This window comes from Streptomyces sp. NPDC002265 (assembly GCF_040296125.1).
GTDB lineage: Bacteria > Actinomycetota > Actinomycetes > Streptomycetales > Streptomycetaceae > Streptomyces.
Map to the genome: position 1 here is coordinate 17,860 of NZ_JBEOWS010000035.1, position 26,305 is coordinate 44,164.

Here is a 26,305-nt window from a genome sequence, read left to right on the forward strand (position 1 = left end):
GCACCGGGGTGCCGCACCGGACGGAGCCGGTCTCCCGGCGCTGTTCGAGAGGCGTTGCCGCACTGCGTCCCCCGTTCGTGTGGAGCACCTCCGGAGCGTCGCCCGGTCGGGTGAGAACGGGCCCGGCGGCCTTCCGGAGCGTCGGTAAGGTCGCGCGGTGACCTCAACCTCAAGCGAAACCCGCCCCCTTCGCGTCGCCGACCTCGGCACGCTCGTCGTACTCCCCTGGAGCGGCGAGACCCCCGACGGCGGCGACATGCCCTACCTCCTCGCGTACTCGCTCGGGGACGCGCAGGCCGGTCCCGAGGCCTCGGCGGCCGCCGTCGCCCAACTGCTCAACAGCAACGGCCTGCCCGTCGGCGGAGACCTGGTCGACGGCAACGCCAAGCCGAGCCTCCCGGTCAGTCTGCTCGTCGAGGCCGGTCAGGCCGTCGTCTCCATGCCGCCGCACCTCAACGTCCAGTGCACCCCGCCGCCGGAGTGGCTGGAGGCGGTCGCCGACCGCGGGTACGCCTACTTCGTGTTCACCACCCGCCCCTGGCCGCAGGCCGCGCCCGGCACACCCGTCACCCCGGAGGCGCTGGCGGCCTTCGCCGGCGCGGACGAGACCCTCAACGCGGCGGCGCACCTCGTCCTTCCGGCCCGCAGCCTGCGCGCTTGACGGCCAGGACCGCGGGCGCGGGCCGCGGGTTCGCCCTGATGCTGGTCCTCACCGGCGCGGCCGGGCTGCTGGCCTCCTGGGTCATCACCCTCGACAAGTTCAAGCTGCTGGAGAACCCCGCCTTCGTCCCGGGATGCAGCCTGAACCCGGTCGTCTCCTGCGGCAGCGTGATGAAGAGCGCCCAGGCCTCGGTGTTCGGGTTCCCCAACCCGATGCTGGGACTGGTGGCCTACGGCATCGTCGTCTGCGTCGGCGTGAGCCTGCTGGCCGACGCCGTGTTCCCGGGCTGGTACTGGCTGACCTTCGACGCCGGGTGCCTGTTCGGCGTCGGGTTCGTGTCCTGGCTCCAGTTCCAGTCGCTGTACCGGATCGGCGCGCTGTGCCTGTGGTGCTGCCTCGCCTGGGTCGCCACGATCATCATGTTCTGGTACGTGACGTCGTTCGCCGTACGGAAGCGGTTCCTGCCCGCGCCGGCCCCGGTGCGGATGTTCCTCGCGGAGTTCACCTGGGTGCTGCCCCTGCTGCACATCGGCGTCGTCGGCATGCTGGTCCTCACCCGGTGGTGGACCTTCTGGACCGGGACCGGGTGAGCGCTGGAACGGGCGCGGCGACCGGGCCGCGGAGGTGCGTGTTACGGCCATGTGGAGCCCGGTCCGGCCGTCACGGGTGACCAGGCGGCCCGCCGGACGGTTACCTCTGGGGACAACCGAACCGGACCGAGGAGCACAACATGGTCGTCAGCGTGGGCGGCGCTGTGGTGGTGAGCGCCGAGTACGGACCGGAGAGCCCGGGGAGACCCGGACCGCGAGCACGACTGGGACGGGCGGGCACACGACGGGACCTGCTGCGCGGACTGCTGGCCCCCGCGGCCGCCCTCCTGCTCGCTCCCCTCGTCGCGGCCTCCCGGCCCCCGCGGACCGCGGGCGGATCCGGCGGGGCCGCCTTCGACGAGACCTACCGGGGCCGCCGTATCCAGGGCGTCCGGCTCTCCGCCGGGCGGCGCACGGCCATGCCCGGCGCGGTCGCCTGGCAGGTCACCGTGGACGGCCGGCCCCTGCATCTGATGCGAAGGGCCGACGGCACCTGGCTGAGCATGGTCGACCACTACCGCTCGTACGCCACCCCGCTGGAGGCGGCGCGCGCGGCGGTCGACGAACTGGGGCCGGGCGAGCGGCTGCGCGCGGCGGCCGCCCCTGCCCACGGCCCGGGGGAGCGGGGCGAAACGGGCCAGGACCACAGCGGACACATGGGGGGACGGCATGGTCTACACACGTAAGGACGCCGCCACGCTGACGGCCGCCGAGAAGCGGCGGTTCGTGCGGGCGATGCTGGAGGTCAAACGGCGCGGCGAGTACGACGGGTTTGTGCAGATGCACATCGACCACTACGTCGCCGACGGCGAGACCGGCCTGCGCACGGCCCACATGGCGCCGTCCTTCCTGCCCTGGCACCGCCGGTTCCTGCTGGAGCTGGAGCAGGCGCTGCGCCGGGTGGACTCCTCCGTGACGGTGCCGTACTGGGACTGGACCCGCGACCGCGGGACGACGTCGACGCCGTGGACCGCGGACCTCCTCGGCGGCAACGGGCGGAGCTCCGACCACCAGGTGACCACGGGACCCTTCGCGTACGCGGCGGGCAACTGGACGATCCGGGCGGGGGTGACCGACGGGGAGTACCTCACCCGGGACCTCGGCCGCGCCCGCGCCCCGATCTCCCTGCCCACCAGGAACGACGTGGACCAGGCGCTCTCCGACCCGGTCTACGACGTCTCGCCCTGGGACTCGACCACCACCAAGGGCTTCCGCAACAGGCTGGAGGGGTGGGGGCCCGGGAGCGGCAGCGCCTCCTGGCGCAACCACAACCGGGTGCACCGCTGGGTCGGCGGAGCCATGCTCGGCGGGGCGTCCGTCAACGATCCCGTCTTCTGGCTGCACCACGCCTTCGTCGACCTGCTGTGGTCCCGCTGGCAGGACCGGCACCGCGAGCACCGCTACCAGCCCGCCAAGCCGCCCGGCCCCGGCACCCCGCAGCACGGCCGGGTCATCGCCCGGAACGAGATCCTGCCGCCGTGGGACGTGACACCGGACAGCCTGGAGGACCACAGAGGGGTGTACCGGTACGCGTGAGCGGCCATGGGAAGAGCCCCGGCGCTCGAGGTGCCGGGGCTCTTTTCGCGTACGTCAGGGTCAGCGGCCGTAGCCGTTACCCGACTGGTGGCTGCCGTGGTGGCCGGTGTGGTGGCCGGCGTGCCGGCCGACCCCACCGAGGTGGCCGTCGCTGGCGCAGGCGTTGCCGAAGGCCGGGTTCAGCAGTCCGATCACGTCGATGGTGTTCCCGCACACGTTGACCGGCACATTGACCGGAACCTGGACGACATTGCCGGACAGCACACCGGGCGAACCGACGGCCGCGCCCTGGGCACCCGCGTCAGCCATGGCCAGACCGGCTCCGCCGAGCGCCACGGCACCCGTGCCGAGAGCGACCACGGCCGCCTTCGCGATGCGAGACATGCGTTCTCCTTCTATTGCTTGGGCGAGGGCGGCAGCAGGACCCGCCGCCGCACGCTCCGTTCAACGCGGCGATCCGGGCAGGGACACGGCGTAGGACGCACATCATTTTTTATTTCGACAAGGACCGGCGTGAGTCGACACGGACGGGTGTGAGTCGGCAGGGACCGGCGTGAGTCGACAGCGACCGGTATGGGTCGGCAACGACCGGCATGAGTCGGCAAGGGTCGGCAAGGGTCGGCAAGGGCGGACCGTCCGCGGCGACGTGGCGCGGGCCCCGGCGACGGACACGGCCCCCGGTGCGAGGCTTGCGACAAGCTTGGGAATCTCCATACCTCTACCCGGAGGGACCGCTCCTAGGCTGTGCGGATGGAAACGGCGACCCGTACACCGCCCGTTCCGGACGTCGTCGTGCTGCCCACCATGGCCGACGTGCCCCGGGACGCGGACGGCGTACCCCTGCTGGACGGGACCGTGGACCTGATGCTGCTGCCCCTGCCGGCGCGGCCCGGAGAGGACCGGCTGACGGCGGTGGCCTTCTCCACGGTCGCCGGGCTGGTGGCGGCGATGGGCGAGGAGCAGCCCTGGATCGCCGTCGCCGGCTCGGACCTGGCGGGCGCCCTGAGCGGATCGGGCGCCGAGGCCGTCCTGCTGGACCCCCGGCCGGCCGGGGCGGCGGGGAGGCCGGTGCATGACTGACCCGGACTTCTCCGGCATCAACCCCGACAACCTGGCGAAGACCATCGGTGACCTGGCCGAGGCCAGTACGTCCCTGCGGCAGGCCGGGACCGCCTACGCCACCCGCTTCCGGAAGTTCGGCCTGGACACCGGCAGTCTCACCGAGATGGGGAAGATAGCCGCCTGGGTCGACGACGAACTGCCCATGCTGCGCCGCCGGCAGGCGCTGGCCGCCGCCATGGAGTTCCAGGGCGTAGGTCCCAGACCCACCATGGTCCAGGTTCCCGAACCCGTCTGGACCGTCTCCCAGGCCCGACAGCAGGGCGCCGAACTGGCCCAGCAGGCCGATGCGTTGGGCGCCATGGAGCCCGACCGGGCCGGGCCCGCGCTGCACCGCATCGCGGCGGAGCTGGCCGCCCACCGCGGCGACGGCGACTTCGCCTCGGCCTTCTACGCCGAGGCCGACCCCGGCCTGGTCAAGAACCTCCCCTCGGTCATCGCCACCGCGAACGCGCCCACCGCACGGGAGGACGCCAGGATCTTCGGCGCGGCCTTCACCGCCGCGATCGACGCCGACGCCCCCGCTCCGGGCTTCGACAAGGTGCTGGACCTGTTCCACGGCGACATCCCCGAGAACGAGCCCGCGGCCGTCTTCGACCGGGCCCTGATGCAGGGCGACGACCCAGGCCTGTGGGACACCGCCTGGAAGCATCTGGAGAAGGCAACCACCGACCTCGGCGACCCCAAGGCGACCTGGACCGTGCACGCCGGACTCGTCGCGGGCGTCGTCGGGTTCCAGTCCCACCAGGCGGAGAACCTGTGGGACGAGGCGGACAGGTTCTCCCAGGAGGCCAAGGCCGCCTACGAACGCCGCCTCAACGCTCTCACCCCCCAGGAACGGGCCCTGTTCCGCAAGCAGACCAGGGCCGCGGCCAAGGCAGCCAAGGGCGCCTCCCGCGAGGCCGAGCAGATCTACGGCAGGTTCGGACTGGGCCCGCTGTCCCGGTTCATGGAGGCCTCGGTCGGCGACTCCGGCCGCTGGATCGCCACCCGGGTCCCGGTCGGCGCGGTGTCCGCGAGCGCGGAGGCGGGCTGGCTCGCCAAGGCGTTCCGCACCGGCGACCGGCTGCCCCTGGTCGGCACCGTGCTCACCGTCGGCGGCATCGCCTACGACATCGAGGTCAACCACTCCGACGCCGATGTGGCCGTCGTCTCCAACGTCGCCTCCCTCGGCGCCGGCATGGTCGGCACCTGGGCGACCGAGGCCGCCGTCGTCGCCGTCGCCGGAGGCCCCGTGGGCTGGGCCGTGGGCGCGGGCATCCTGGTCGGCGCCGGTCTCGGCTACGCCGCCTACTACGCACTCAACACCGACACCGGCAAGAAGGCCGTGCACGCGGTCACCCACGCGGTCGAGGACGTCGGCAAGGACATCGGCGGCGCCGCCGAGAAGCTCGGCGGCTGGCTGGGCCTCTGAGACACATGGGAACCGGATCGATGACGAAGAAGACACGCACGCAGCGGACGCGCCCGGACGGGGCACCTCCGCCGCCCGCCTCCGCGCAGAAGGCCCGGCTGGCCGAGATGCGCCGGGCGACGGCCCGGGAGCGGCGGCCGGTGCCGCAACGGCGCCTGATCGCCACGCTGGCCGTCCTGTTCCTGGGCACCGCCTGCGGGACGCTCTTCCTGCTCTGGCTGCCCTCGCACACCCTGGTGCACGATCTGCGCACCCGGGGAGTGGCCACCTGGGCCCAGGTCACCTCGTCCCCCCGGGACAAGTTCGGCAGCGCCGGGAACGTCGAGGTCCGGTTCACCGCCTCCGGCCGGACGGTGGAGACCGTGCTCAGCGACTGGGGCGGCGAGCGCCCGGGCGGCCTGGAACCGGGCGGCACGGTTTCAGTGACCTACGACAGACAAAACCCCCACCGGGTGCTCACCACCGCCTGGGTCCAGCACCCGCCGGCCGTGACGGCGCCGATGCTCTGGGGGCTGGTGCTCTCCCCGTTCTTCCTGGCCGGGACGGTCCTGCTGGCCGTACTGCGCCACCGCCGGCTGCGCGACCGGCGGCCGCAGGTGGGGGCGACGACGCCACCCGCACCGCGGAAGGAGCATTCGTGACGGAGCAGAAGGTGGCCAACCCGCGCAAGGCCGACCTGGTCAGGCTGCGCGGTGATCTGGCCAGGGAGGTGGAACGGCTGCGGACGGCCCTGCGGCGTCCCACCCAGGACCTGGGCGGCGACAAGGTCTGGGTGGGCAGGAACGCCCGCTCCTGGCACACCGGACTCGTCGGCCGCGACAGGAAGCTCGGCATCGAGGTGGACAAGCTGCTGCCCCTGCTCGACGCGGCGATCCGCACCGAGCCCGACCGGATCTCCCCGGCCGACGCCCGCGCCTACCGCCAGGACACCTGACCACCTGCCCGGACATGGTCCGACCAGCAAAAAGCCCTCCCCAAGGGGAGGGCGGAGACTGGCGCCCCCGGCAGGACTCGAACCTGCGGCCAAGCGCTTAGAAGGCGCCTGCTCTATCCACTGAGCTACGGGGGCCTGGTGTGGTGGCCTCGTTGCGTGGTGCCCGGGTGCGGGCTGATCCGCGACGATGCCGGGGACAAGGATAGGGCTCCCGGATCCTTCTCCCTGTTGCTTCGCCTCCGTGGCTCGATGTGGAGGTTCGGTGAAGCGGTCCTGATAATCGCAGGCAGGTACGAATCGTGCATCGCTTTTGGGGTCTCGCGCTACGGGTGTTGTGCACTCGTTATGGCTGGGCTGTGCCCTTGTCCCAGTCGTACCTTCCGTCCCTTGTGTTCAGTCGGCGCGCAGGCATGCCTATATGCTTCAGAAATCCCCCGAAATTGGGCATTCTTCGCATGTGGTGACCTTGGACGTACGGCCTCAGCTGCTCGACGCACTCTCCGCCCTGCGCGACCGTGTCGCCGCCGCACGCTTTCCGCTGCCCCTGGCAGGGGCCCCGCGCGCGCGTGCCAATCGCGACGAACTGCTCGCCCAGCTCGACGACTACTTGGTGCCCCGGTTGAGAGAGCCCCACGCGCCCTTGCTGGCCGTCATCGGGGGTTCCACCGGCGCCGGGAAGTCGACGCTCGTCAACTCGCTCGTGGGGCGCCGGGTCAGCGAGGCGGGGGTGCTGCGGCCGACGACACGGACTCCCGTACTGGTGTGCCACCCGGAGGACCATCACTGGTTCAGCGGCATGCGCGTCCTGCCCGACCTCACGCGCGTGTGGGTGCCCCACCAGGACCCCGGCGAGGAACTGCTCATGCCCGGGGAGGACGGCAAGCGCATCCTGCGCATCGAGACCGCCGAGACCCTGCCGCGCGGCCTCGCGCTCCTCGACGCACCCGACATCGACTCCCTGGTGGCGGAGAGCCGGGTCCTGGCCGCCGAGCTCATCTGCGCGGCCGACATCTGGGTCATGGTCACGACGGCCGCCCGCTACGCCGACGCCGTGCCGTGGCATCTGCTGCGTACCGCAAAGGAGTACCGCGCCACCCTGGTGACCGTGCTCGACCGGGTGCCGCACCAGGTGGTGTCGGAGGTGTCGCGGCAGTACGGTGCCCTGCTCACCAAGGCCGGGCTGGGCCATGTACCGCGCTTCACCGTGCCCGAGCTGCCCGAGTCGGCCTGGGGCGGCGGCCTCCTCCCGGCCACCGCGGTGGCCTCCCTGCGGACCTGGCTGGTCCAGCGCGTCCAGGATCCCGTCGCCCGGCAGGACGTCGTGGCCCGCACGGCGCACGGCGTCCTGGACTCCCTCAAGTCACGGATGCCCGAGCTCGCCGGCGCCGCCGCGGCCCAGCACGCGGCGGCTCTGCGGCTCACCGCCGCCGTCGACGGGGCGTACGACAGCGAGCACACGCGCGTGCGGGGACGGCTTCAGAGCGGCGCCGTACTGGCCGGCGGCGCCCTGAAGCGATGGCGGGCCTTCCCGCTCGACTGCACGGCGGGTGAACTCTTCGACGCCCTCGTCGAGAGTCTCGGCTCACTCCTGCTCTGCGCCGTCACCGCCGCCGACGAACGTATCGACGAGGCCTGGCGGCGCGAGCCCGCGGCGGGCGCCCCCGCGCTGACGGGGCACGACCCGACGCCGGAGGGCGCCGAGCACCGGATCGGGGTGGCCGTACGACGCTGGCGGCGCGAGCTCGAGGAGTGCGCCGAGGAGGAGCTGCGCGGTCTCGACCGCGGTGCCGCCGTCGAGCCGGAGGCGGTCTCCGCGCTGGTCGCCACCGTCCTGCTGGGCGGCCGCAGGGCGCGCAACGCGGGCGAGCGGCTCGCGGAGCGGATCGGCGCGCACGGCGCCCTGCGGCTGCGCGACCGGGGCGGGCGGCTGCTCACCACGTACGTGGACCGGGTGCTCCAGACCGAACGCGAGCGGCGCCTCGCACCCCTCGACGGGCTCGACATCCACGTGGAGCCCCAGGCCGAACTCATTGCCGCGCTGTCCGTACTGCAGAAGGAGAGGTGACCGGTGACCGCCGTCGCCGACCAGGACCACACGGAACATGCCGATCACGGCGGGGGGACGGACCCCGGGCGGCCGCCGGGGCCGCCCGCACGGGAACGGGAGGAGGCCGGTCAGGGCATCGCGAGGGGCGTCCGCAAAGGGCAGCCGGAGGGAGTGCGTCAGATGTCCGATGCCGTCGGCCACGAGCGGTTCGAGGAGCGCGTGAGGCGCGAGGAGCGCGAGGAGCGCGAGGAGCGTATGGGGCTCGGGGGGCACGTGGGGCGCGATGCGTTCGATGGGCGCGACGGGCGCGGGGGTGAGGCGGATCACGCGGATCGCATGGATCACATGGACCACATGGACAGTGCAGGTCGCACCGGTCGCGCGGGCCGCTTCAATCGCATGGATCACTTGATCGACGTGATTCACGTTGATCACGTCGATCATGTGGATCACGTGAATCATGTGGTGCCTGCCGGTCACGGGGGCGTCGCGGACCACGGAGACCACCGGGACCCCTCGGACCCCGGAGGCCCCGAGCGTCCCGAGGACCGCCTGGACGGTCAGGACCGCCAGGACCGTACGGGTCATGCGGGTCCTGCGGGCCGGGTCGACCGTGTGGACGGCAAGGAGCGGGCCGAGCACGCCGAACGCGCGGACCGTGGTGAGTCCTCCGGTGCCTGGGACGACGGGCTGATCGCGCGCCGGGTGACCGAGGAGGCCGCCGCGACGGCCCCCGCTGTCGCTGCCGCCATCGAGAGCCGGGCGCAGTCGGCGCAGATCCCCGCACCGCTCGCCTACGACGGCCCGCTGCGCTCGCGTCTCGACGCGCTGCGGGAGCTCGTGGGGCTCTCCCGGGCCCGGCTCGACAACAGGACGCTCGCCGAGGCGGGCCGGGTGCTGGACGAGTCGGCGGCGCGGCGCAGGCTCTCCGGGCAGCACACGGTCGTAGCCATCGCGGGCGCCACCGGCAGCGGAAAGTCGCAGCTGTTCAATGTGCTCGCCGGGGTGACGATCTCGGAGACGGGCGTACGGCGGCCGACCACCGCCGCCCCCATCGTGTGCAGCTGGAGCGACGGCGCGTCCGGCCTCATCGACCGCCTCGGCATCCCGGGACGGCTGCGGCGGCGCCCGTTGCAGAGCGCGGAGGCCGAGGCGCTGCTGGGCGGTCTTGTCCTGGTCGACCTGCCCGACCACGACTCCGCGGCCGTGCAGCACCGGGAGCAGGTGGACCGGGTGCTGGCGCTCGTCGACGCGGTCATCTGGGTCGTCGATCCCGAGAAGTACGCCGACGCCGTCCTGCACGAGCGCTATCTGCGGCCCATGGCGGGGCACGCGGAGGTCATGTTCGTCGTCCTCAACCAGATCGACCGGCTGCCCGAGGAGGCGGCCGATCTGGTCCTCGACGATCTGCGGCGGCTGCTCGACGAGGACGGGATCGCGCTCGGCGAGTACGACGAACCGGGCGCGACCGTGCTCGCCCTCTCCGCGCTGACCGGCGACGGGGTCGGTGAACTGCGGGAGGCGCTGGGCCAGTTCGTGGCCGAGCGCGGGGCGGCGGCCCGCCGGATCTCGGCCGACGTCGACGCCGCCGCGGTCGGGCTGCGGCCGGTGTACGCGACCGGGCGGCGCAGCGGGCTCAGCGAGGAGGCGCGGGACGAGTTCACCGCCCGGCTGGCGGACGCGGTGGGTGCCGCGGCGGCGGGCGAGGCGGCCGAACGCGCCTGGCTGCGCAACGCCAACCGCGCGTGCGGGACGCCCTGGCTGCGGCTGTGGCGCTGGTTCCAGGGCCGGGGGGCGCAGGTCCCCACGGGCCGCCTCGGGCAGCGGACCCAGGCCGACGAGGAGGCCACGGCCAGGCAGCGGGTGGAACAGGCGGTGCGAGGGGTGTCCGAACGGGCGTCGGCCGGGCTGCCCACGCCGTGGGCGCAGGCGGTGCGCGAGGCCGCCGTGCGGGGGTCCCAGGGGCTGTCCGAGGCGCTGGACGAGCTGGCGGCGCGGGCCGGACTGCCTCCCGGGCGGCCGCCGCGGCCGGGCTGGTGGCCGTTGGCCGTGCTGGCCCAGGCGGCCATGACGCTGCTTCAGATCGTGGGCGGGTTGTGGCTGGTGGGGCAGATCACCAGGGTGATGGCACCGAATCTGGGGGTGCCCGTGCTGTTGATGCTGGCCGGCATCGTCGGCGGTCCGCTGATCGAGTGGAGCTGCCGGATGGCGGCGCGCGGACCGGCGAAACGGTACGGACTGGAGGCGGAGCGGCGGTTGCGGGAGGCGGCCGCGGGCTGCGGGCGGGCCCGGGTCCTGGATCCGGTGGCCGCGGAACTGCTGCGCTACCGGGAGGTCCGGGAGCAGTACGGCCGGGTCGTGGGCGTGGGAGCCGGGGTGCGGTGAGGTGAGGTCGGTGCCGGGTGCCGGGGTGAGTAGAGGACGGTGCCGAGTGTTGGGGTGCGGATCGGATCACCCCTGCGGGTGAGGGAGTTCTCCACAGGCGGGCGGTGACCCACAGGGCTCGGCGGGCTCGTCCCGGCGGAGGCAGTCTGGTGCCACGGCGGTCGCGACGGACGCGGCCGCCGTGGCGGCGGCGGTACGCGCGTGAGCGTGACCGACGCGGCGGACGCAGCCGTACGGGACGGGCCTGTACGCGTGCCGGACCGGGCCGGGTGCCCGGGTGAGGGAGGGGTTCGCGATGAACGAGACGATCGTGTGCACGGTGGGCAACGTGGCCACGCAGCCGGTGTACCGGGAGCTGGCCTCGGGGCCGTCCGCGCGGTTCCGGCTCGCGGTGACCTCGCGTTACTGGGACCGCGAGAAGAGCGCCTGGACCGACGGGCACACCAACTTCTTCACGGTGTGGGCCAATCGCCAGCTCGCCACGAACGCGGCGGCGTCCCTGTCGGTGGGCGAACCCGTGATCGTGCAGGGCAGGTTGAAGGTGCGGACCGAGGTGCGCGACGGGCAGAGCCGGACGTCGGCGGACATCGACGCGGTGGCCATCGGCCATGATCTGGCCCGGGGCACCTGCGCGTTCCGGCGTACGGGCCGGCCGGAGGCCGGTCCGCCGGACCGGCCCGAGCCCGCCTGGGAGACCCCGGCCGAGGGCGGCGGCCCGGAGGCGGTGCACCGGCCCGCGGAGCCGGCCGCGGTGACGTGATGTCAGCCGATGCCCCGACTCGGCCGAACTGCGGCTTATCGGCGAATTCCACCGAGAGTCGTTCCGGACGGCCCGGTTGATTTGTCGATAAGCCCTGCTCCGGGGTGATCCCGGCGATAACGATTCCGAGTCGGATCGGTTGTCTGACGATATGACGAGGGAAAGGCGGAGTGGCTCTTCCTTAGGATGCCGGGCATAGCTGTCAAGGCTGCTGATTCTGCTGGTGGGACCGTACCCCCCACGTCAACGGGTCCTGCTCGAAGGGGAATTCTGTGCTTTCTTCGCTCTCCGCGCCGTCTCCGCGTCGTCGGCGAGGGGTGGTCCGGTCTGCCGCCGCGGTACTCATGTCCGGTCTGGTCGCCGCCGGTGCGGTGGCCGTCGCCGCTCCGGCCGTCGCCGCCGAGACGGTGCAGAGCCAGGGCGGGGCGATCGCCACCATGGGCGGTCTGAAGACGTACGGCGGCGCGGTGGTCCACGGCGACAGCGGGGACCAGCAGGTGTCGGCGGGGCTGTTCGAGATGTCCGTCGAGGGCGGCGGCACCCTCCAGACGTACTGCGTCGACCTCCACAACCCCACCCAGCGGGACGCCAGCTACCACGAGACGCCCTGGAGCGGCACGTCGCTGGCCGCCAACAAGAACGCCGGCAAGATCAGCTGGATCCTCCAGAACTCCTACCCGCAGGTCAACGACCTGGCCGCGCTCGCCGAGGCGGCGGGCACCGGCTCCGGTCTCACCGAGCAGGACGCGGCGGCCGGTACCCAGGTGGCCATCTGGCGCTACTCGGACGCCGCCGACGTGGACGCCATCGACCCGCAGGCCGAGAAGCTCGCCGACTACCTCCAGAAGGCCGCCCGTAACGCCGCCGAGCCCGAGGCGTCGTTGAGCCTCGACCCGCCCGCGGTCTCCGGCCATCCCGGGGGTCTGCTCGGCCCGGTGACGGTGCACACCGATGCGGACAGCGTGACGGTGACCCCGTCCTCGGACCTGGCCGTCGGCGGGGTGCGGATCGTCGGCAAGGACGGCAAGGCCGTCACGTCCGCGCAGGACGGCAGCCGGCTGTTCTTCGACGTGCCCGAGGGCGCCGCGGACGGGTCGGCCGACCTGACCGTGCAGGCCTCGACCACCGTCCCGGTCGGCCGGGCCTTCACCTCCGAGTCCAGGAGCCAGACGCAGATCCTGGCCGGCTCCAGCGAGTCGACGGTCTCGGCGACGGCGAGCGCGGCCTGGGCGGCGCTGGGCCCGATACCCGCCCTGTCGGCGGTGAAGAACTGCGCCAAGGGCGGAGTGGACGTCACCGTGGCCAACAAGGGTGACGAGGTCTTCACCTTCGAGCTGATGGGCACCGAGCACAGCATTCCGGCGGGGGCGTCGCGGACGGTGACGATCCCCCTCCAGGAGGATCAGGCCTACGGCTTCACGATCGACGGCCAGGCCGGCTTCCAGAAGCGGTTCACCGGCGTACTCGACTGCAAGACCCAGGGCGGCGTCGGCGGGAACGCCGTGCAGACGCTCAGCGAGCCCAGCCCGGCCACGGTCGGCGGCACCTCCACCGGCCCGAACCTCGCCGAGACCGGAGGCTCCGGCGCGACCCCGCTGATCGTCGGTGTGGCCATCGGCCTGGTCGTCATCGGCGGCGCGGCGCTGATCCTCGTCGGCCGGAAGCAGAACCCGACCCAGGGCTGACGGAGTCACCTCGATCCCGGGCGGCCACGGCGCGGACCACCGAGGAGACGGCGGCGGTCGCGGCAAGGCTCCCCAGCACGACCAGCCCCACGCCGATCACGAAGAGACCGTCGCCGTCGCCCGACCAGTCGTGGAACGCGGCGACGCCCAGGCCGGTCGTGGTGCCGACCACGGCACCCGCACGATGTCCCCGGTACGCCGCCCAGCACACCGGGGCCAGCAGGGTCAGCACCAGCCCGATCACCTGCCACGGTTCGTAGGGGCCGGTCGACGTGCCGTCGGGCCGCACGTCGCGATGCTGGTCCCAGCCCAGCCAGGCGGCCCACAGCGCCAGGGCCGCCCCGGCCGACGCGAGTACCGGCAGGAGTCGGGAAACGGGATCCGTCAGGTGTCGGTTCATGACCCGAGCCTCCCGGTCCGCCGCGTCACAGCACAGAGTGCGCGTACTCATCTCCGCCCGAGTACGCGGACCCCCCCGAGCGGTGGTACGGCGGTGGTGCGGCGGTCGGGGGCGGTCGGCGGTGGCGGCCGGGTCGACCGGACGAGGTCATGCCGGATTGGCCAACAAGCCAACTTCCCGCAGGAGTTGAGGTAGTCGAGTTGCGTGACCGTCTTGCGTGTCGCGGACCCGGGCCGGTGGCCCATGATTCCCCGGCACCGAACAGAAGTAGTTGATACAGCCATCGATCTGCTGCATACCAACTGTTCAGTTTGGTCAGAGTCTGGCGCGGGCCCATAACTGCTGGGTAACGTGCGCTCGCCCCCCGCGCCCCTTCGGTCCCATACGGGTCCATGAGTCGCATGAGGAGAAGCGGGATGCCAGATCCGTTTCCGTATTCGGAGTACCAGCCGCACCGGCCAGGAGCGCCGTACCGCCCCGCGCCTCATTCCTATTCCTCCGATGTCATCTACGCGTGGCAGCCGCATCAGGAGTTCGACAGTGGGACGACGTCGCCCCGCACGGGGCCCGGTCACCACAGCGACCTGCGTCTGTTGCGCCGCGCATACCGCACCCAGCGGCGCGTGGCGACGTTCACGGCTCTCGGATACTTCACGGTCTTTCTTGTGCTGTCCGCGTTCGCACCGTCGTTGATGACGGGCACTGTCTCGGGCGGCCTGTCCACAGGGCTGCTTCTCGGGCTGCTCCAGGTACCCGTCACCTGTCTGTCGGTCGGGCTGTACGAGCACGCCGCGCGCCGCAGGGTCGATCCGATCGCGGACCGCATCCGCAAGCAGGGCGAGCCGGACGTGAAGCGGAGAGTGGCATAGTGGGCGGTTTCGACAGCTCCACGCACATGATGTCTTTGATGGCATTCACGACAGTCGCTACGCTCATCCTGCTGCTGTGCGTGATGACAGGACCTGACGATGACGACCTCGACGCGTTCTACACCGGGTACGGGTCGCTGTCGCCGATGCGCAACGGTCTTGCCATCGCCGGGGATTACATTTCCGCGGCGACGGTCCTGTCCACAGCTGGGGTGATCGCGCTCGACGGGTACGACGGCGTCGTCCTGGCGCTGAGCATCGCCCTCTCTCTCATGCTGCTGATGTTCCTGCTGGCCGAACCGTTGCGCAACGCGGGCAGGTTCACCATGGGCGACGTGCTCGCGCGGCGGATGCCCGGCCGCAAAGTGCGCATCGCCGCGTGTGTGGCGACGATCGCGGCCCTGCTGCCGATGATGCTCATCCAGCTCGCCGGCACCGGCGATCTGTTGGCGTTCATCCTCGGCTTCTCCAGTGACTCGCTGAAGACCGGATGCATCGTCGGGATCGGCGCACTGATGATCAGTTACGCAGCGATCGGCGGCATGAAGGGCACAGCCCTCATCCAGGTCTTGAAGATCGTGATGCTGTTCGGCTCCGGCGCGGTCGTGGCCGCGCTGATTCTGCGGCAGTTCGACTGGGACCTGGGCAAGCTGTTCTCCGCCGCGGCAGCGAACAGCGGCGTGGGGTCGGCCTTCCTGCACTCCGGTCTCCAGTTCGCCGGTGGCCCCAGCCCCCGGCTCGACATGATCAGCTCGGAGCTCACCGTGATCCTCGGCGGCGCCTGCCTGCCGCACGTCACCATGCGCATGTACACCGCGACCAGCGCCCGTCAGGTGCGCCGGTCGATGTCCTGGGCCGTGTCGTGCGTCGCACTCTTCATGCTGATCTGCACAGTCGTCAGCATCGGGGCAACGGCGCTGATCGGGCGCACGACGATCGCCGGCGCCGACCCGACGGGCCGGACCGCGTATCTGCTGGGTTCACGGGCCGCGCTCGGAACGAGCGTTTCGACGTCGGAAACGTTCCTGTTCACCATGGTCACAACGGCGCTTTTCCTCACCCTGCTCGCATCGGTCGCCAGCATGATCCTGGCCTGTGCCAACACCCTCGCGCACGACCTGCTCGCGCGCCGTGGGACGACTCCCCGCCGTGAGATGACCATCGCCCGGGTCTCCGCCCTGGCGGTGGGCGCCCTCACCATCCTGCTGGCCACCCGCGTCCAGCACCACAATCTGCAACCGCTGGCTCTGCTGTCGGCCTCCATCGGCGCATCCGCACTCGCACCGGCACTGGTCTACAGCCTCTTCTGGCGCCGCTACACCCGCACGGGTCTGCTGTGGACCCTGATCGGCGGCACACTCGCCACGCTCGTCCTCATGACCGGCACCAACCTCGTCTCCGGTTCACCCTTCTCAGCCTTCCCGAACTCCCACTTCAACTGGTTCCCGTTCACCACCACGGGCCTTGTCTCCGTACCCCTGGGCTTCGCCCTCGGCTGGGCAGGGACAAAGATCTCCGGGCGGCAAAAAGCGGAGGAACAGCGCCAGCAGTACGAGGCGGTCGAAGCATGGATCCTGGCGGGGGCGGCAAGACGAGGAGGCTGAATCGAGTCGAAAGCATCGCCCGGGCGGCCTGGGCACCGGCCTGGCCGGTGGCCTGGGCACCGGCCAGGCCGACTCGGCCGCACGTCAGCCTCGGAGCGAGTCCCGGATGCCCGCAGCTTCCCAGGCTGAGGTTTCGGACGGGGTATGTCAGCGGTGCCGGCCGTCGGTCGAGCGGGCCGGGCCGTCCCTGGGCCGTCCGAGGCTGGCCGAGGACGACCGGCGGCGACCGACAGTGACAGGCGCGCCGCAGACGTCCGCGGCAGAACCCCAGGTCAGAGGTGCCCGACGGAACGCGTTTCCCCCCAGGGGTAGCCGTCAGGCAAGATGGGGTGTATCTGCCCTCTGCCCATTGCCTGATTTCAACGCCGGACGGTTTCTCTTGGCTGAGTACATCTACACCATGCGCAAGACGCGCAAGGCACACGGCGACAAGGTCATCCTTGACGACGTGACGCTGAGCTTCCTGCCCGGCGCGAAGATCGGCGTGGTCGGCCCGAACGGAGCCGGTAAGTCGACCGTCCTGAAGATCATGGCGGGCCTCGAGCAGCCGTCGAACGGTGACGCGTTCCTCTCGCCCGGCTACAGCGTCGGCATCCTGATGCAGGAGCCCAAGCTGAACGAGGAGAAGACGGTCCTGGCCAACGTCCAGGAGGGCGTCGCCGAGATCAAGGGCAAGCTCGACCGGTTCAACGAGATCGCCGAGCAGATGGCGACCGACTACTCGGACGCGCTGCTGGAGGAGATGGGCAAGCTCCAGGAGGACCTGGACCACGCCAACGCCTGGGATCTCGACGCCCAGCTGGAGCAGGCCATGGACGCCCTGGGCTGCCCGCCCGGCGACTGGCCGGTCAACAACCTCTCCGGTGGCGAGAAGCGCCGCGTCGCGCTGTGCAAGCTGCTGCTCGAGGCGCCCGACCTGCTGCTCCTCGACGAGCCCACCAACCACCTCGACGCCGAGTCCGTGAACTGGCTGGAGCAGCACCTCGCCAAGTACGCGGGCACCGTCGTGGCCATCACCCACGACCGGTACTTCCTGGACAACGTCGCCGAGTGGATCCTCGAACTCGACCGCGGCCGCGCCTTCCCGTACGAGGGCAACTACTCCACGTACCTGGAGACCAAGGCGACCCGTCTCAAGGTCGAGGGGGCGAAGGACGCCAAGCGGCAGAAGCGCCTCAAGGAAGAGCTCGAGTGGGTGCGCTCCAATGCCAAGGGGCGCCAGGCCAAGTCCAAGGCCCGTCTGGCCCGCTACGAGGAGATGGCGGCCGAGGCCGACAAGATGCGGAAGCTGGACTTCGAGGAGATCCAGATCCCGCCGGGCCCGCGTCTGGGCAGTGTGGTCGTCGAGGTCAACAACCTCAACAAGGCCTTCGGCGAGAAGGTCCTCATCGACGACCTGAGCTTCACCCTGCCGCGCAACGGCATCGTCGGTGTCATCGGCCCGAACGGCGCCGGCAAGACCACGCTCTTCAAGATGATCCAGGGTCTGGAGGAGCCGGACTCCGGCTCCATCAAGATCGGCGAGACCGTCAAGATCTCCTACGTCGACCAGAGCCGCGAGAACATCGACCCCAAGAAGACCCTGTGGGCCGTCGTCTCGGACGAGCTCGACTACATCAACGTCGGCCAGGTCGAGATGCCCTCGCGGGCCTACGTCTCCGCCTTCGGCTTCAAGGGCCCGGACCAGCAGAAGCCGGCCGGCGTCCTGTCCGGCGGTGAACGCAACCGCCTCAACCTCGCGCTCACCCTCAAGCAGGGCGGCAACCTGCTGCTCCTCGACGAGCCGACCAACGACCTCGACGTCGAGACCCTCTCCAGCCTGGAGAACGCGCTGCTGGAGTTCCCCGGCTGCGCCGTGGTCGTCTCCCACGACCGCTGGTTCCTGGACCGGGTCGCCACCCACATCCTCGCCTACGAGGGTGAGTCCAAGTGGTTCTGGTTCGAGGGCAACTTCGAGTCGTACGAGAAGAACAAGATCGAGCGCCTCGGTGCGGACGCCGCCCGTCCGCACCGTGCCACCTACAAGAAGCTGACCCGGGGCTGATCGATCTTGCGGCACATCTACCGCTGCCCGCTGCGCTGGGCGGACATGGACGCGTACGGGCACATCAACAATGTGGTGTTCCTCCGGTACCTGGAGGAAGCCCGTATCGACTTCCTCTTCCGTCCGGACAAGGACTTCCAGCAGGGGTCGGTGGTGGCGCGCCACGAGATCGACTACAAGCGCCAGCTCGTCCACCGGCACGCGCCGGTGGACATCGAGCTGTGGGTCACCCAGGTCAGGGCGGCGTCCTTCACGATCAACTACGAGGTCAAGGACCCGGACCAGGTCTATGTCCGGGCCTCGACGGTGATAGTGCCGTTCGACTTCGCACAGCAGCGGCCCCGGCGGATCACCGCGGAGGAGCGGGAGTTCCTGCAGGAGTACATGGACGACCACGAGAGCGCCGACGAGGGCGAGGCCGTCGCCGCATGACGGTGCTCCACCTCGCCGACGAGGGGGAGGCCGCGGACCTCGCGGCCTTCCTCTCCCGACTGCTCCACTACGACCGTTCGGCGGCGGTGCGTCTTCAGGCGGCCGGCACCGCACTCGCGGTGTTCGGCCGGCCGCCGTCCTTCGAGGTGCTGGCCATCCGGGCGGTGCGGCTGGCCAAGCCGTACGAGAACGGGCTCGACGTCACGCTCGACGTGACCGTGTCCGCCGGTGAGCTCCTGGAGTCGGTGGACGAGAAGGCGGCCACGGCCACCGTCCCGGCCGCCGTGACCGGGCCGCCGTGGGCGGGGGTGCTGCCGCCGCGGGGTGGCTGGAAGGCCGAGCCGGGGCTGCCGGCGCCGGACGGCCTGCGCAGCCTGGTCGCCGCGGCCGTCACCGAGTTCCGTTCCCGGACCGGTGAGCTGCCGGACGGCCGGCGTACCCGGACCGAACTCGACCGGATCGGGCGGGAGATCTGGTCCCGGACGGTGGGCGAGACCCGGCTGCCGGTGCGGGTCGTGCACGCGGCCCAGTCACTGGGCTTCCTGCGCGCGGTGAAGACGTCCGCCGAGGCGGAGTTGGGGATGTTCTCGTCGGGTGCGTGGCTGCGGCTGCGCACGCCGTACGGGTCGATCGCCGTACGGACGGCGGGACTCGGGACGCTGGGCGTCAGCGTCCGCTGACCCCGCGCGGGACCGCGTGCCCGCGCGGGTCCGAGCTCCCGGACCGGACCCCGGCAGGGTCCGCCCCGGCAGCCCGCGGGCCTCACTCCGGCGTGTTCACCATCGAGGCCGCCGCGTACGTCAGGTAGTTCCACAGCGTCGTCTCGTGCTCCTCGGACAGGCCGAGGTCGTCGACGGCGTCCCGCATACGCCCGAGCCAGGCGTCGTGCGCGGCCCGGTCGACGGTGAACGGGGCGTGGCGCATGCGCAGCCGGGGGTGGCCGCGGTTCTCGCTGTAGGTCGTGGGGCCGCCCCAGTACTGCATGAGGAACAGCGCCATGCGCTCCTCGGCCGGGCCCAGGTCCTCCTCCGGGTACATGGGCCGCAGGATCGGGTCCTCGGCGACTCCCTCGTAGAAACGGTGGACGAGCCGACGGAAGGTCTCCTCCCCGCCGACCTGCTCGTAGAAGGTCTGCTCCTGAAGCGTGCCGCGCCGAATCTCTTTCACGTCCCCATGGTCTCAGACGGGGTGGCGGAGGACTCAAGGCTTAGGACCTGGCCAAGGCCACCGGGAGCTGGTTCGCCTCGGGCGCCGTCGCGCAGGACAGTGGAGCTATGGGCACGCGTGCGCTCGACAAGGACCTGGAGGACATCGCCGCCTCGGCGCGGGCCGCGCTGGTGCGCGAGATCGGGATCAGCGGCGCCTTCGACCCGGATCCGGCCTGGCGGGAGGCGTTCGCGGCGGTCCCGCGGCACCTCTTCGTGCCGTACTACTACGTCGGCGCCCTGGGCAGCTACGAGCGCTGCTGGGGCGAGGACCCCGACCTGCGGGCCCGGGAGCGCTGGATGCGCGGCGCGTACGCCGACGCCCCGCTCGCCACCCGGCTGCGCGACGGCGAGCTGGTCTCCTCCAGCAGCCAGCCGTCCCTCATGGCCCAGATGCTGGCGGAGCTGCGGGTGACGGACGACAGCCGGGTCCTGGAGATCGGCGCGGGCACCGGGTACAACGCGGCGCTGCTGTCGTACCGCCTCGGCGAGGACCGGGTCACCACCGTCGACCTGTATCCGGAGATCACCGAGTCGGCCCGCCAGCACCTCGCGGCGGCCGGGTACCACCCCGCCGTCGTCACCGGAGACGGCGCGCGCGGGGTTCCCGAGCGGGCCCCGTTCGACCGGATCATCGCCACCTGCACGCTCACGTCGATCCCGCGCGCCTGGCTCGCCCAGTGCGATCCCGGTGCCCGGATCCTGGCGCCGCTGGCCACCGGCCTGATCACCCTGACCGTACGGGACGCGGAGCGCGCCGAGGGACACTTCCTGCACACGCCCGCCTACTTCGTGCCGCTGCGCGGCGAGGGCCGTCCACGGCCGGATGCCGCGGCCTCGACGAGCGGGGTGCCACGGGCCCTCCGGGACCACGAACTGCTCCGGTTCCTGCTCACGCTCAGCCGCGGCAGCCTCGATCCGCAGGAGGCGTACGCGCTGTGGGACCGCGAGCACGCACCGCAGCGCGAGCGCTACGGAGTCACGGTCGCCGGCGGCTCGGCGTGGGCGTGGCTGGACGACCCGGAGGGGCCGTACGTGTGGCCCCTCCCGGGCTGACCGGACGACCGGCGAACCGGACGACCGGCGAACCGGACGACCGGCGAACCGGCTGGCAGGCCGACCGACGAACCGGCTGACCGGCGAACCGGCGGCCGTTCCCGCCGGTCGGCCGGTCCGGCTCGCTCAGCCCCGCCGGATGGTGATCGTCGTCCAGGCGCCCACGTGCACCTGGTCGCCGTCCTGGAGCGGTACCGGCACGAAGGGCTGAATCGGTTCCTCGGAGCCGTTGACCGTCGTGCCGTTCGTCGAGTTCTGGTCGACGACCGCCCAGCCGCCGTCGGGCTGCTGCACCAGCACGGCGTGCTGGTGCGAGACGCCCGGGTCCTCCGGCGGCACCGAGAGGTCCACGTCGGGGGTCTCGCCGGTGGAGTGGCGGCGACGGCCGATGGTGATCTGGTTGCCGGTGAGCGTGCGCTGCTGCTCGGGCGAGTACGCGGGCAGGTTCAGGCCCGCGGCCTCGGGCCCGGAGCGCTGCATCATCGCCATGAAGTACGTACGGTCCGGACCGATGGTCGCCGTCCAGGTCGCCGGCTGCTGCGGGAAGCCGGAGCCGGGCGGCGGGCCCTGCGTCGCACCGGGCTGCGGGTAGCCGTAGCCACCGCCGCCGGGCGCACCGGGGCCGCCCGGACCACCGGGGCCACCGGGGCCGCCCGGAGCGTTGCCCGAGGGCGGGGAGATCACCCAGTCGTCGTCGCCGAAGGACGGCCCGCCCTGCTGGGGACCGCCCTGCGGCGGACGGCCCGTCTCCTGCGGGAACATCGGCGGGGCCTGCGGGCCGGACTGCTGGTACATCTGCGCGGCGCCGTTCGGCACACCGGGACCGGGCGCACCAGGACCGCCGAAGCCGCCGGGGCCGCCGGAGGTGGGCGGCGGAACGGGCCGCGAGGGGTCCGCGCCGAATCCGGGAGCCGGGGAGGAGCCGGGGAACCCGGACGGGCCCGGACGGCCGGGGCCCTGCTGACCGGGGCCCTGCTGACCGGGACCGCCCTGGCCGGGCTGGCCGGACTGCGGTCCGGGCCGCTGCGAGGGGTCCGCGCCGAACGGCGGAGCCGACGGGTCGCCGCCGAACGGCGGGATCGGCTCGGCGGGCCGGTTCACCTGCGACGGCCGGGAGCTCTGGTAGTCGAAGGCGTCACCGCCGCCGAAGGAGGGACCCGGGCCGCCGGGGCCACCGGGACCCCCCGGGCCACCGGGACCGCCGGGCGGCTGCTGGAAGCGGACGGCCGGGCCGGGCGCGGGCGGGCGCGGGCGCGGGGCGGCCGGGGTGTAGGAGGTCGCCGTGTTGGTGAGGAAGTTCCACCGGCACTCCTCGCAGAACGGCGCACCGTTCTCGCGGGGCGTACGGCACTGGGGGCAGAGCTCGGGCTCGGTGCCGGGCACGGCGGACAGATGCCGGCCGCCGTGGCCCTGCTGGCCGCCGGGGCCGGGAGGCGGCGGCGGGAAGCCGTAGTCGCCCGGCGGGGGCGGCGGAGGGGGCGGAGGCACGGCACCGGCCATGCGGTGACCACAGACCTCGCACCAGTCGTCGGAACCCGACTGATGTCCGTTCGGGCAGGTCGGCATGTCGGCGCTTCCCCCTCTCCTTTTCCGGCCGCTCTGACCGGATTTACTCCGACCCCGAGAGGGGCCAGGCTCGCTGCTTGCGGTGTTCCGCTAGGTCACTTCTTTACACGAACAGTCTTTGTGGACCGAGTTTCGAGAGTCATCTCGTCGGCCTCCGCGACCTTTGCCTTCAATCGCACAGTACCTGTCGTCGCGTCGACCACGTCCACCACCTTCGCAAGCAGTTTCGCAGTATCTGCGTTCCCGGAGGCGCTGGCGAGCTGAACGGCACGGCCCAGCTTGGCCGTTGCGCCGTCGAAATCGCCCGCTTTGCGAAGGTCGAGGCCCTGCTGGATCGCCCGGGCCAGTTCGGCCTGGCCGGTGTAGTGCGCCACCTGCGGATTGATCGAGGTCGACGCCGTCATGTCGTCGGTCCACACGGCCCGTACGAGGCCCTGTGCGCCCGGGTTCGGGGCGCTCTCGCCCCCGGGCTGCGGGACCACCAGGGAGATCCGGGCGGCCAGCATCTCCCGGCCCAGGCCCGCGGGCGGGACCTCGACGCACACGTGGTAGTCGCGGGACTCGTCGCCCCAGGAGCCGGTGGGGTAGTCCCCGGCGCGCGGTCCGGCCTCGGTTCTGCGGTCGGTCAGATCCTCGACCGTGGGCGCGACTTGCTTGACGTACTTGACGGAGGTGCCGACCGGGGTCCACAGCCGCAGCGCGACGTCGGCGACCTCCTTGCCCATGGCCGTCTCCATCATCCGCGTGAAGTCGGCGGCGAGTCCGGCCGGGTCGGCGACGATGTCGGCGGTGCCGAGCAGCGCGGAGGCGATCCCTGTGACTTCTTTCACTTCCCAGTCGGTGCCGACCCCGCGTGCGTCACAGGTGAAGCGGCCCGCGCAGTGGTCCAGGGACGCCTTGAGGTCCTGCGCCGACTCGTGCTCGTTGCGGCCGTCGGTGAGCAGGATGCCGTGACGTATGGCGACGTCGGCCGAGGACAGCAGACTCTCGGCGAGCCGCAGCCAGGTGCCGATGGCCGTACCGCCGCCGGCGCTCAGCTTGCGCAGCGCCTGCTTGGCCTGGTCGCGGGTGGTCGCGGAGGCCACCGAGAGGCGGCCGCCGCCCGGATAGACCTCCTTGGCCACATGGGTGCCGCCGATCACCGCGAAGTGCACGCCGTCGCGCAGGGTGTCGATGGCGGCGGCCGTGGCGTCGCGGGCGTTGCGCATCTTCGTGGCCGGGTAGTCCATCGAGCCCGAACAGTCGACCATGATCGCCACGCCCGCGGACGGACCCCGCCCCGGTGTGTACACCTGTGGGGCCGAGGCCGGGCTGCCGACCGTGCCGCCGCCCGTCGCGGTGACCGTGACGATCGCGTTGACCTCGCGACCGCCCTCCGGGAGGTACTCGTTCTGGTAGACGTCCACCGAGAACTGCGGCACGTTCGACTTCGAGAAGTTGGCCATACCTGCTCAAATCCCCCTAGGAGCCCCCACGTTTGCGGGGGTGATGTCTCGGTACGGACCGGTCCCCTCCGGTCCGTCGGTACGCACGTGTCTTCGTCCCGGTTCGCGGCCTCAGGCCGATCCTGCCCCGGGCGACGGGGCGGGGAACGGCAACACGGCCACTGTTACGTTGTCGTGGCCCCCGCCGTCCAGCGCGTGGCCGACCAGGACCCGGGCGCCGTGCAGCGGCCGTGCGGCGGCGTCGAGGGGGAGCACCTCGGCCATCTCCTCGGCCGCCTCGGCGTAGTTCCACAGGCCGTCCGTGCACACCACCAGCACACCGGGCCGGTCCGGCTTGAAGGCGGCGGTGTGCGGCTCCAGTTCGTAGGCGTCGGCGCCGAGCCAGCCGGTGATGGCGTGGGCGCGCTCGTCGGCGTAGGCCTCCGCCTCGTTCATCAGGCCGGCGGCGACCATCTGCGCGGCCCACGAGTCGTCCTCGGTCAGCCGGGCCGGCGGTGAACTGCGGTCGGCCGGGACCCAGTAGACACGGCTGTCGCCGACCCAGCCGACGACCAGCAGTCCGGTGGTGACCACGGCGCCGACCAGGGTGCAGGCGGGCGCGTTCTGGTGCGAGGCGTGCTCGCGGGCCGTCTCCGGTTCCCCGGCCAGCGCGTCGACCGCGTGCGAGGCGGCGACGATCGCGTCGTGCATCGCCTGCTGCGGGTGTGTGCCGCGCGGCAGGGCGGCCGCCAGGGAGTCGCCCGCCGCGCGGGAGGCGGCGAGCGAGGCGTCGTCGGGACGGGTCGCGGAGGAGACGCCGTCGCAGACGATCGCGACCAGCGCGGGGGAGCCGTCGGGCAGAGCGCTCGTGCAGACGGCGAACGCGTCCTCGTTGCGGTGGTGGCGCAGGCCCCGGTCGCTGACGGCGGCGATCGGGCCGGACTCCTGCTCCATGTGGTCGCGTTCGCGCGGCTGGGCGTGCCCGCAGACCTCGCAGTAGCCGTCGTGGTCGACCCGGCCGGTCCGGCAGGCGACGCACACCTTGGGTTCCTCGGCCGGTGCGGCGAGTTCGGCGGCCACGCGCGGGTCGGGCGCCTGGAGGGCGTACTCCTCGGGCTCCGGCGGCCGGTCGAAGCGCACGCCGGTGGCGGGGACGGCCGCCGGACGGGCCGAGGGCGCCGGGGCGGGCGGCGGCACCACGGGACCTGAAGGGGCCACGGAGGCCTGCGGAACCACGGGGGCCGAAGGGGCCACGGAGGCCTGCGGAACCGCGGGAGCGGGCGGGACCGCGGGGGGTTGCGGGGCTACAGGGGCCTGCGGGACCACGGGAGCCGAAGGGGCCGTGGAGGCCTGCGGAACCGCGGGGGCCGAAGGGGCCCCGGCGGCCTCGGGAGCCGGTGGCGTCCGTGGCGTCGGCGCGGCTGCCTGGTGCGGTGCCGGGCTGTTCATGGTGAGCGTCGGATGGTCGTCCGGCTGCGGCGGCACGGCGGACAGGTCGTATCCGCACGCACCGCAGAAACGGTCGCCCGCCTCGAGCGGCTCCTCGCAGCTCGGGCATCGCGCCAGGGCGGCCTGCTGGGACATCTGGGACATCACCTACACCCACGTCCGGGGGCGGTAACGGTTGGCACGTTCCACCAGGTCGATCCTCTCCTCGCCGCCGGTCGCCAGCCGGGCCAGCGTGCGGTACGAGCGCTCCAGGCCGAACCTGAGGCCCCGTTCGTCCAGGCCGCTGCCGAGCAGCGCCCGCTCCCCGGAGGCGGTGGGGGCGGAAGCCCGGCCTCCGGAGAGTATCCAGTCCAGCGCGCAGCCGAGCACTTCCGTGGACAACTGCTCGCGCCGCGTCGGATCCAGACCGTACGCGTCCAGCGCCTCTACCTGCGCCGCGGCGGCGCTGAGATCCTCCGGGAACGACACGTCCGCGGAGGTCGCCGTCCGCTGCCGCAGCCGCGCGCGCACCGCCGCCACCCGGCCGGCCGTGTAGTGGATGGACGACTCCGGCACCGACTCCAGCGTCCGTACGGCCGCACGGCGGTCCCCGGTCGCGAGCTGGACACGGGCCAGGCCGAACGCGGCGCTCACATAGCTCGGGTCGGTCGACCACACCAGGCGGTAGTACTCGGCCGCGTTGTCCAGCTGCCCGAGCACCTCGGCGCACAGGCCGAGCGCCAGCTTGGGCGCGTTCTCGCCCGGGAAGGCGTCGTAGACCGCGTCGAAGGAGAGCGCCGCGCCCTCGTGGTCGCCGGTCACCAGCGCGGCCACGCCCCGGTACCAGACCACCCGCCAGTCGTCCGGGCGCTCCTCCTCCAGCGCGCCCAGGGAACTCAGCGCGGCCGCCGGGTCGCCGTGCTCCAGCCGGGCCCGGACCTGCCGCAGCCGGGTCTCGACGGACGGGGCGGGCACGGCCGACAGCGCGCTGATCAGCTCGGCCGGTGCCGAGGTCATCAGGCCCGCCAGGAAACCGGCGTTGGGGTCGGTCGGGTCGACGTGCGGCACCGGGAGGGCGAGCGCGGCGGCCGGGGTGGCGATCTGCCGGACGAGTCCGGCCACGGGAACCGGGCCGGCCCCGGCCCG

Annotated in this window: 25 protein-coding genes and 1 tRNA gene; 18 read left to right on the forward strand and 8 right to left on the reverse strand. The window is 72.2% G+C overall.

Translation table 11 applies throughout. The features are described from left to right. Positions 1 to 157 precede the first annotated feature (157 nt). The 4 genes from ABT085_RS09275 (at position 158) to ABT085_RS09290 (ending at position 2,787) form a co-directional block, all read left to right on the forward strand. Positions 158 to 661, forward strand: coding sequence for a DUF5949 family protein (locus ABT085_RS09275; RefSeq protein WP_351603882.1), 504 nt, complete (start codon positions 158 to 160; stop codon positions 659 to 661). A 38-nt stretch (positions 662 to 699) separates the two neighbouring features. After that, positions 700 to 1,251, forward strand: a complete 552-nt coding sequence (locus ABT085_RS09280; protein ID WP_351603932.1) for a vitamin K epoxide reductase family protein — start codon at positions 700 to 702, stop codon at positions 1,249 to 1,251. Positions 1,252 to 1,391: 140 nt separating this feature from the next. After that, positions 1,392 to 1,937, forward strand: coding sequence for a tyrosinase cofactor (locus ABT085_RS09285; RefSeq protein ID WP_351603884.1), 546 nt, complete (start codon positions 1,392 to 1,394; stop codon positions 1,935 to 1,937). Beyond that, complete coding sequence (locus ABT085_RS09290) at positions 1,921 to 2,787, forward strand: tyrosinase family protein (protein ID WP_351603886.1); 867 nt, start codon at positions 1,921 to 1,923, stop codon at positions 2,785 to 2,787. The genes ABT085_RS09285 and ABT085_RS09290 overlap by 17 nt, the downstream gene beginning before the upstream one ends. Positions 2,788 to 2,847: 60 nt before the next feature. Here ABT085_RS09290 and ABT085_RS09295 read toward each other — a convergent pair whose 3' ends face one another. Continuing rightward, on the reverse strand, positions 2,848 to 3,171 hold the full coding sequence (locus ABT085_RS09295) for a chaplin (protein ID WP_351603888.1): 324 nt from the start codon (positions 3,169 to 3,171) through the stop codon (positions 2,848 to 2,850). Positions 3,172 to 3,537: 366 nt separating this feature from the next. Between ABT085_RS09295 and ABT085_RS09300 the strand changes: the two genes are divergently transcribed. From ABT085_RS09300 to ABT085_RS09315, 4 genes are read left to right on the forward strand one after another with little or no spacing between them, the layout of a single operon-like run. Then, on the forward strand, positions 3,538 to 3,867 hold the full coding sequence (locus ABT085_RS09300) for an SAV_915 family protein (protein ID WP_351603890.1): 330 nt from the start codon (positions 3,538 to 3,540) through the stop codon (positions 3,865 to 3,867). Continuing rightward, complete coding sequence (locus ABT085_RS09305) at positions 3,860 to 5,320, forward strand: hypothetical protein (protein WP_351603892.1); 1,461 nt, start codon at positions 3,860 to 3,862, stop codon at positions 5,318 to 5,320. The genes ABT085_RS09300 and ABT085_RS09305 overlap by 8 nt, the downstream gene beginning before the upstream one ends. Before the next feature lie 20 nt (positions 5,321 to 5,340). After that, the gene (locus ABT085_RS09310; protein ID WP_351603894.1) at positions 5,341 to 5,961 is read left to right on the forward strand and encodes a DUF3592 domain-containing protein; all 621 of its coding nucleotides are present in this window, start codon (positions 5,341 to 5,343) and stop codon (positions 5,959 to 5,961) included. Then, a complete protein-coding gene (locus ABT085_RS09315) occupies positions 5,958 to 6,254 on the forward strand; it encodes a hypothetical protein (RefSeq protein ID WP_351603896.1) in 297 nt (98 codons plus the stop codon). The genes ABT085_RS09310 and ABT085_RS09315 overlap by 4 nt, the downstream gene beginning before the upstream one ends. A 59-nt stretch (positions 6,255 to 6,313) precedes the next feature. Here ABT085_RS09315 and ABT085_RS09320 read toward each other — a convergent pair. Then, a tRNA-Arg gene (locus ABT085_RS09320) sits at positions 6,314 to 6,389 on the reverse strand. Between the two features lie 322 nt (positions 6,390 to 6,711). On the opposite strand from ABT085_RS09320, the gene ABT085_RS09325 reads away from it, so the two are divergent. The 4 genes from ABT085_RS09325 to ABT085_RS09340 all read left to right on the forward strand — a co-directional run bounded on the left by ABT085_RS09325 (position 6,712) and on the right by ABT085_RS09340 (position 13,131). Further along, entirely contained in the window at positions 6,712 to 8,319 is a 1,608-nt protein-coding gene (locus ABT085_RS09325; RefSeq protein ID WP_351603898.1) for a dynamin family protein, read from the forward strand. 381 nt (positions 8,320 to 8,700) lie between these two features. Then, on the forward strand, positions 8,701 to 10,686 hold the full coding sequence (locus ABT085_RS09330) for a YfjP family GTPase (protein WP_502982701.1): 1,986 nt from the start codon (positions 8,701 to 8,703) through the stop codon (positions 10,684 to 10,686). A 295-nt stretch (positions 10,687 to 10,981) separates the two neighbouring features. After that, complete coding sequence (locus ABT085_RS09335; RefSeq protein WP_351603902.1) at positions 10,982 to 11,446, forward strand: single-stranded DNA-binding protein; 465 nt, start codon at positions 10,982 to 10,984, stop codon at positions 11,444 to 11,446. A 344-nt stretch (positions 11,447 to 11,790) separates the two neighbouring features. Continuing rightward, positions 11,791 to 13,131 carry a Cys-Gln thioester bond-forming surface protein gene (locus ABT085_RS09340; protein WP_351603904.1) on the forward strand — a complete coding sequence of 447 codons (1,341 nt, stop codon included), beginning with the start codon at positions 11,791 to 11,793 and terminating at the stop codon, positions 13,129 to 13,131. On the opposite strand, the gene ABT085_RS09345 is transcribed toward ABT085_RS09340, so the two are convergent. Further along, the gene (locus ABT085_RS09345; RefSeq protein ID WP_351603906.1) at positions 13,073 to 13,531 is read right to left on the reverse strand and encodes a hypothetical protein; all 459 of its coding nucleotides are present in this window, start codon (positions 13,529 to 13,531) and stop codon (positions 13,073 to 13,075) included. The genes ABT085_RS09340 and ABT085_RS09345 overlap by 59 nt on opposite strands. Before the next feature lie 416 nt (positions 13,532 to 13,947). Here ABT085_RS09345 and ABT085_RS09350 point away from each other — a divergent pair, with 416 nt between their 5' ends. The 5 genes from ABT085_RS09350 (at position 13,948) to ABT085_RS09370 (ending at position 19,160) form a co-directional block, all read left to right on the forward strand. After that, the gene (locus ABT085_RS09350) at positions 13,948 to 14,400 is read left to right on the forward strand and encodes a DUF485 domain-containing protein (protein WP_351603908.1); all 453 of its coding nucleotides are present in this window, start codon (positions 13,948 to 13,950) and stop codon (positions 14,398 to 14,400) included. A gap of 26 nt (positions 14,401 to 14,426) precedes the next feature. Further along, the gene (locus ABT085_RS09355; protein WP_351603934.1) at positions 14,427 to 16,004 is read left to right on the forward strand and encodes a sodium/solute symporter; all 1,578 of its coding nucleotides are present in this window, start codon (positions 14,427 to 14,429) and stop codon (positions 16,002 to 16,004) included. 379 nt (positions 16,005 to 16,383) lie between these two features. Further along, positions 16,384 to 18,048, forward strand: a complete 1,665-nt coding sequence (gene ettA, locus ABT085_RS09360) for an energy-dependent translational throttle protein EttA (protein ID WP_351603910.1) — start codon at positions 16,384 to 16,386, stop codon at positions 18,046 to 18,048. Positions 18,049 to 18,054: 6 nt separating this feature from the next. After that, a complete protein-coding gene (locus tag ABT085_RS09365) occupies positions 18,055 to 18,480 on the forward strand; it encodes an acyl-CoA thioesterase (RefSeq protein ID WP_351603912.1) in 426 nt (141 codons plus the stop codon). Next, the gene (locus ABT085_RS09370; RefSeq protein WP_351603914.1) at positions 18,477 to 19,160 is read left to right on the forward strand and encodes a DUF8010 domain-containing protein; all 684 of its coding nucleotides are present in this window, start codon (positions 18,477 to 18,479) and stop codon (positions 19,158 to 19,160) included. Before ABT085_RS09365 ends, ABT085_RS09370 begins: the two co-directional genes overlap by 4 nt. An 82-nt stretch (positions 19,161 to 19,242) precedes the next feature. Here ABT085_RS09370 and ABT085_RS09375 read toward each other — a convergent pair whose 3' ends face one another. Next, positions 19,243 to 19,647: a globin gene (locus ABT085_RS09375; RefSeq protein ID WP_351603916.1), complete on the reverse strand. Its 405-nt coding sequence runs from the start codon at positions 19,645 to 19,647 to the stop codon at positions 19,243 to 19,245. A 107-nt stretch (positions 19,648 to 19,754) separates the two neighbouring features. Here ABT085_RS09375 and ABT085_RS09380 point away from each other — a divergent pair, with 107 nt between their 5' ends. Then, positions 19,755 to 20,741 (forward strand): methyltransferase domain-containing protein, encoded by a 987-nt coding sequence (locus ABT085_RS09380; protein ID WP_351603918.1) that lies wholly within the window; start codon positions 19,755 to 19,757, stop codon positions 20,739 to 20,741. A gap of 126 nt (positions 20,742 to 20,867) precedes the next feature. Here ABT085_RS09380 and ABT085_RS09385 read toward each other — a convergent pair whose 3' ends face one another. From ABT085_RS09385 to ABT085_RS09400, 4 genes are all read right to left on the reverse strand, one after another. Then, positions 20,868 to 22,307 carry an FHA domain-containing protein gene (locus ABT085_RS09385; RefSeq protein WP_351603920.1) on the reverse strand — a complete coding sequence of 480 codons (1,440 nt, stop codon included), beginning with the start codon at positions 22,305 to 22,307 and terminating at the stop codon, positions 20,868 to 20,870. Positions 22,308 to 22,402: 95 nt separating this feature from the next. Further along, complete coding sequence (locus ABT085_RS09390; protein ID WP_351603922.1) at positions 22,403 to 23,752, reverse strand: vWA domain-containing protein; 1,350 nt, start codon at positions 23,750 to 23,752, stop codon at positions 22,403 to 22,405. 111 nt (positions 23,753 to 23,863) lie between these two features. After that, positions 23,864 to 25,324 carry a PP2C family protein-serine/threonine phosphatase gene (locus ABT085_RS09395; RefSeq protein ID WP_351603924.1) on the reverse strand — a complete coding sequence of 487 codons (1,461 nt, stop codon included), beginning with the start codon at positions 25,322 to 25,324 and terminating at the stop codon, positions 23,864 to 23,866. Positions 25,325 to 25,327: 3 nt separating this feature from the next. Further along, on the reverse strand, positions 25,328 to 26,305 hold a 978-nt coding region (locus ABT085_RS09400; RefSeq protein WP_351603926.1), incomplete at its 5' end, for a tetratricopeptide repeat protein.

Excerpts from the sequence above, each read along its gene's own strand:
- ABT085_RS09385 (WP_351603920.1), bottom strand. The coding sequence starts at position 22,307 with ATGCCGACCTGCCCGAACGGACATCAGTCGGGTTCCGACGACTGGTGC.
- ABT085_RS09290 (WP_351603886.1), top strand. The coding sequence starts at position 1,921 with ATGGTCTACACACGTAAGGACGCCGCCACGCTGACGGCCGCCGAGAAG.
- ABT085_RS09285 (WP_351603884.1), top strand. The coding sequence starts at position 1,392 with ATGGTCGTCAGCGTGGGCGGCGCTGTGGTGGTGAGCGCCGAGTACGGA.
- ABT085_RS09310 (WP_351603894.1), top strand. The coding sequence starts at position 5,341 with ATGACGAAGAAGACACGCACGCAGCGGACGCGCCCGGACGGGGCACCT.
- ABT085_RS09300 (WP_351603890.1), top strand. The coding sequence starts at position 3,538 with ATGGAAACGGCGACCCGTACACCGCCCGTTCCGGACGTCGTCGTGCTG.
- ABT085_RS09280 (WP_351603932.1), top strand. The coding sequence starts at position 700 with ATGCTGGTCCTCACCGGCGCGGCCGGGCTGCTGGCCTCCTGGGTCATC.
- ABT085_RS09305 (WP_351603892.1), top strand. The coding sequence starts at position 3,860 with ATGACTGACCCGGACTTCTCCGGCATCAACCCCGACAACCTGGCGAAG.
- ABT085_RS09395 (WP_351603924.1), bottom strand. The coding sequence starts at position 25,324 with ATGTCCCAGATGTCCCAGCAGGCCGCCCTGGCGCGATGCCCGAGCTGC.
- ABT085_RS09370 (WP_351603914.1), top strand. The coding sequence starts at position 18,477 with ATGACGGTGCTCCACCTCGCCGACGAGGGGGAGGCCGCGGACCTCGCG.
- ABT085_RS09355 (WP_351603934.1), top strand. The coding sequence starts at position 14,427 with ATGATGTCTTTGATGGCATTCACGACAGTCGCTACGCTCATCCTGCTG.
- ABT085_RS09295 (WP_351603888.1), bottom strand. The coding sequence starts at position 3,171 with ATGTCTCGCATCGCGAAGGCGGCCGTGGTCGCTCTCGGCACGGGTGCC.
- ABT085_RS09390 (WP_351603922.1), bottom strand. The coding sequence starts at position 23,752 with ATGGCCAACTTCTCGAAGTCGAACGTGCCGCAGTTCTCGGTGGACGTC.
- ABT085_RS09340 (WP_351603904.1), top strand. The coding sequence starts at position 11,791 with ATGTCCGGTCTGGTCGCCGCCGGTGCGGTGGCCGTCGCCGCTCCGGCC.
- ABT085_RS09335 (WP_351603902.1), top strand. The coding sequence starts at position 10,982 with ATGAACGAGACGATCGTGTGCACGGTGGGCAACGTGGCCACGCAGCCG.
- ABT085_RS09345 (WP_351603906.1), bottom strand. The coding sequence starts at position 13,531 with ATGAACCGACACCTGACGGATCCCGTTTCCCGACTCCTGCCGGTACTC.
- ABT085_RS09350 (WP_351603908.1), top strand. The coding sequence starts at position 13,948 with ATGCCAGATCCGTTTCCGTATTCGGAGTACCAGCCGCACCGGCCAGGA.
- ABT085_RS09380 (WP_351603918.1), top strand. The coding sequence starts at position 19,755 with ATGGGCACGCGTGCGCTCGACAAGGACCTGGAGGACATCGCCGCCTCG.
- ABT085_RS09330 (WP_502982701.1), top strand. The coding sequence starts at position 8,701 with ATGGATCACTTGATCGACGTGATTCACGTTGATCACGTCGATCATGTG.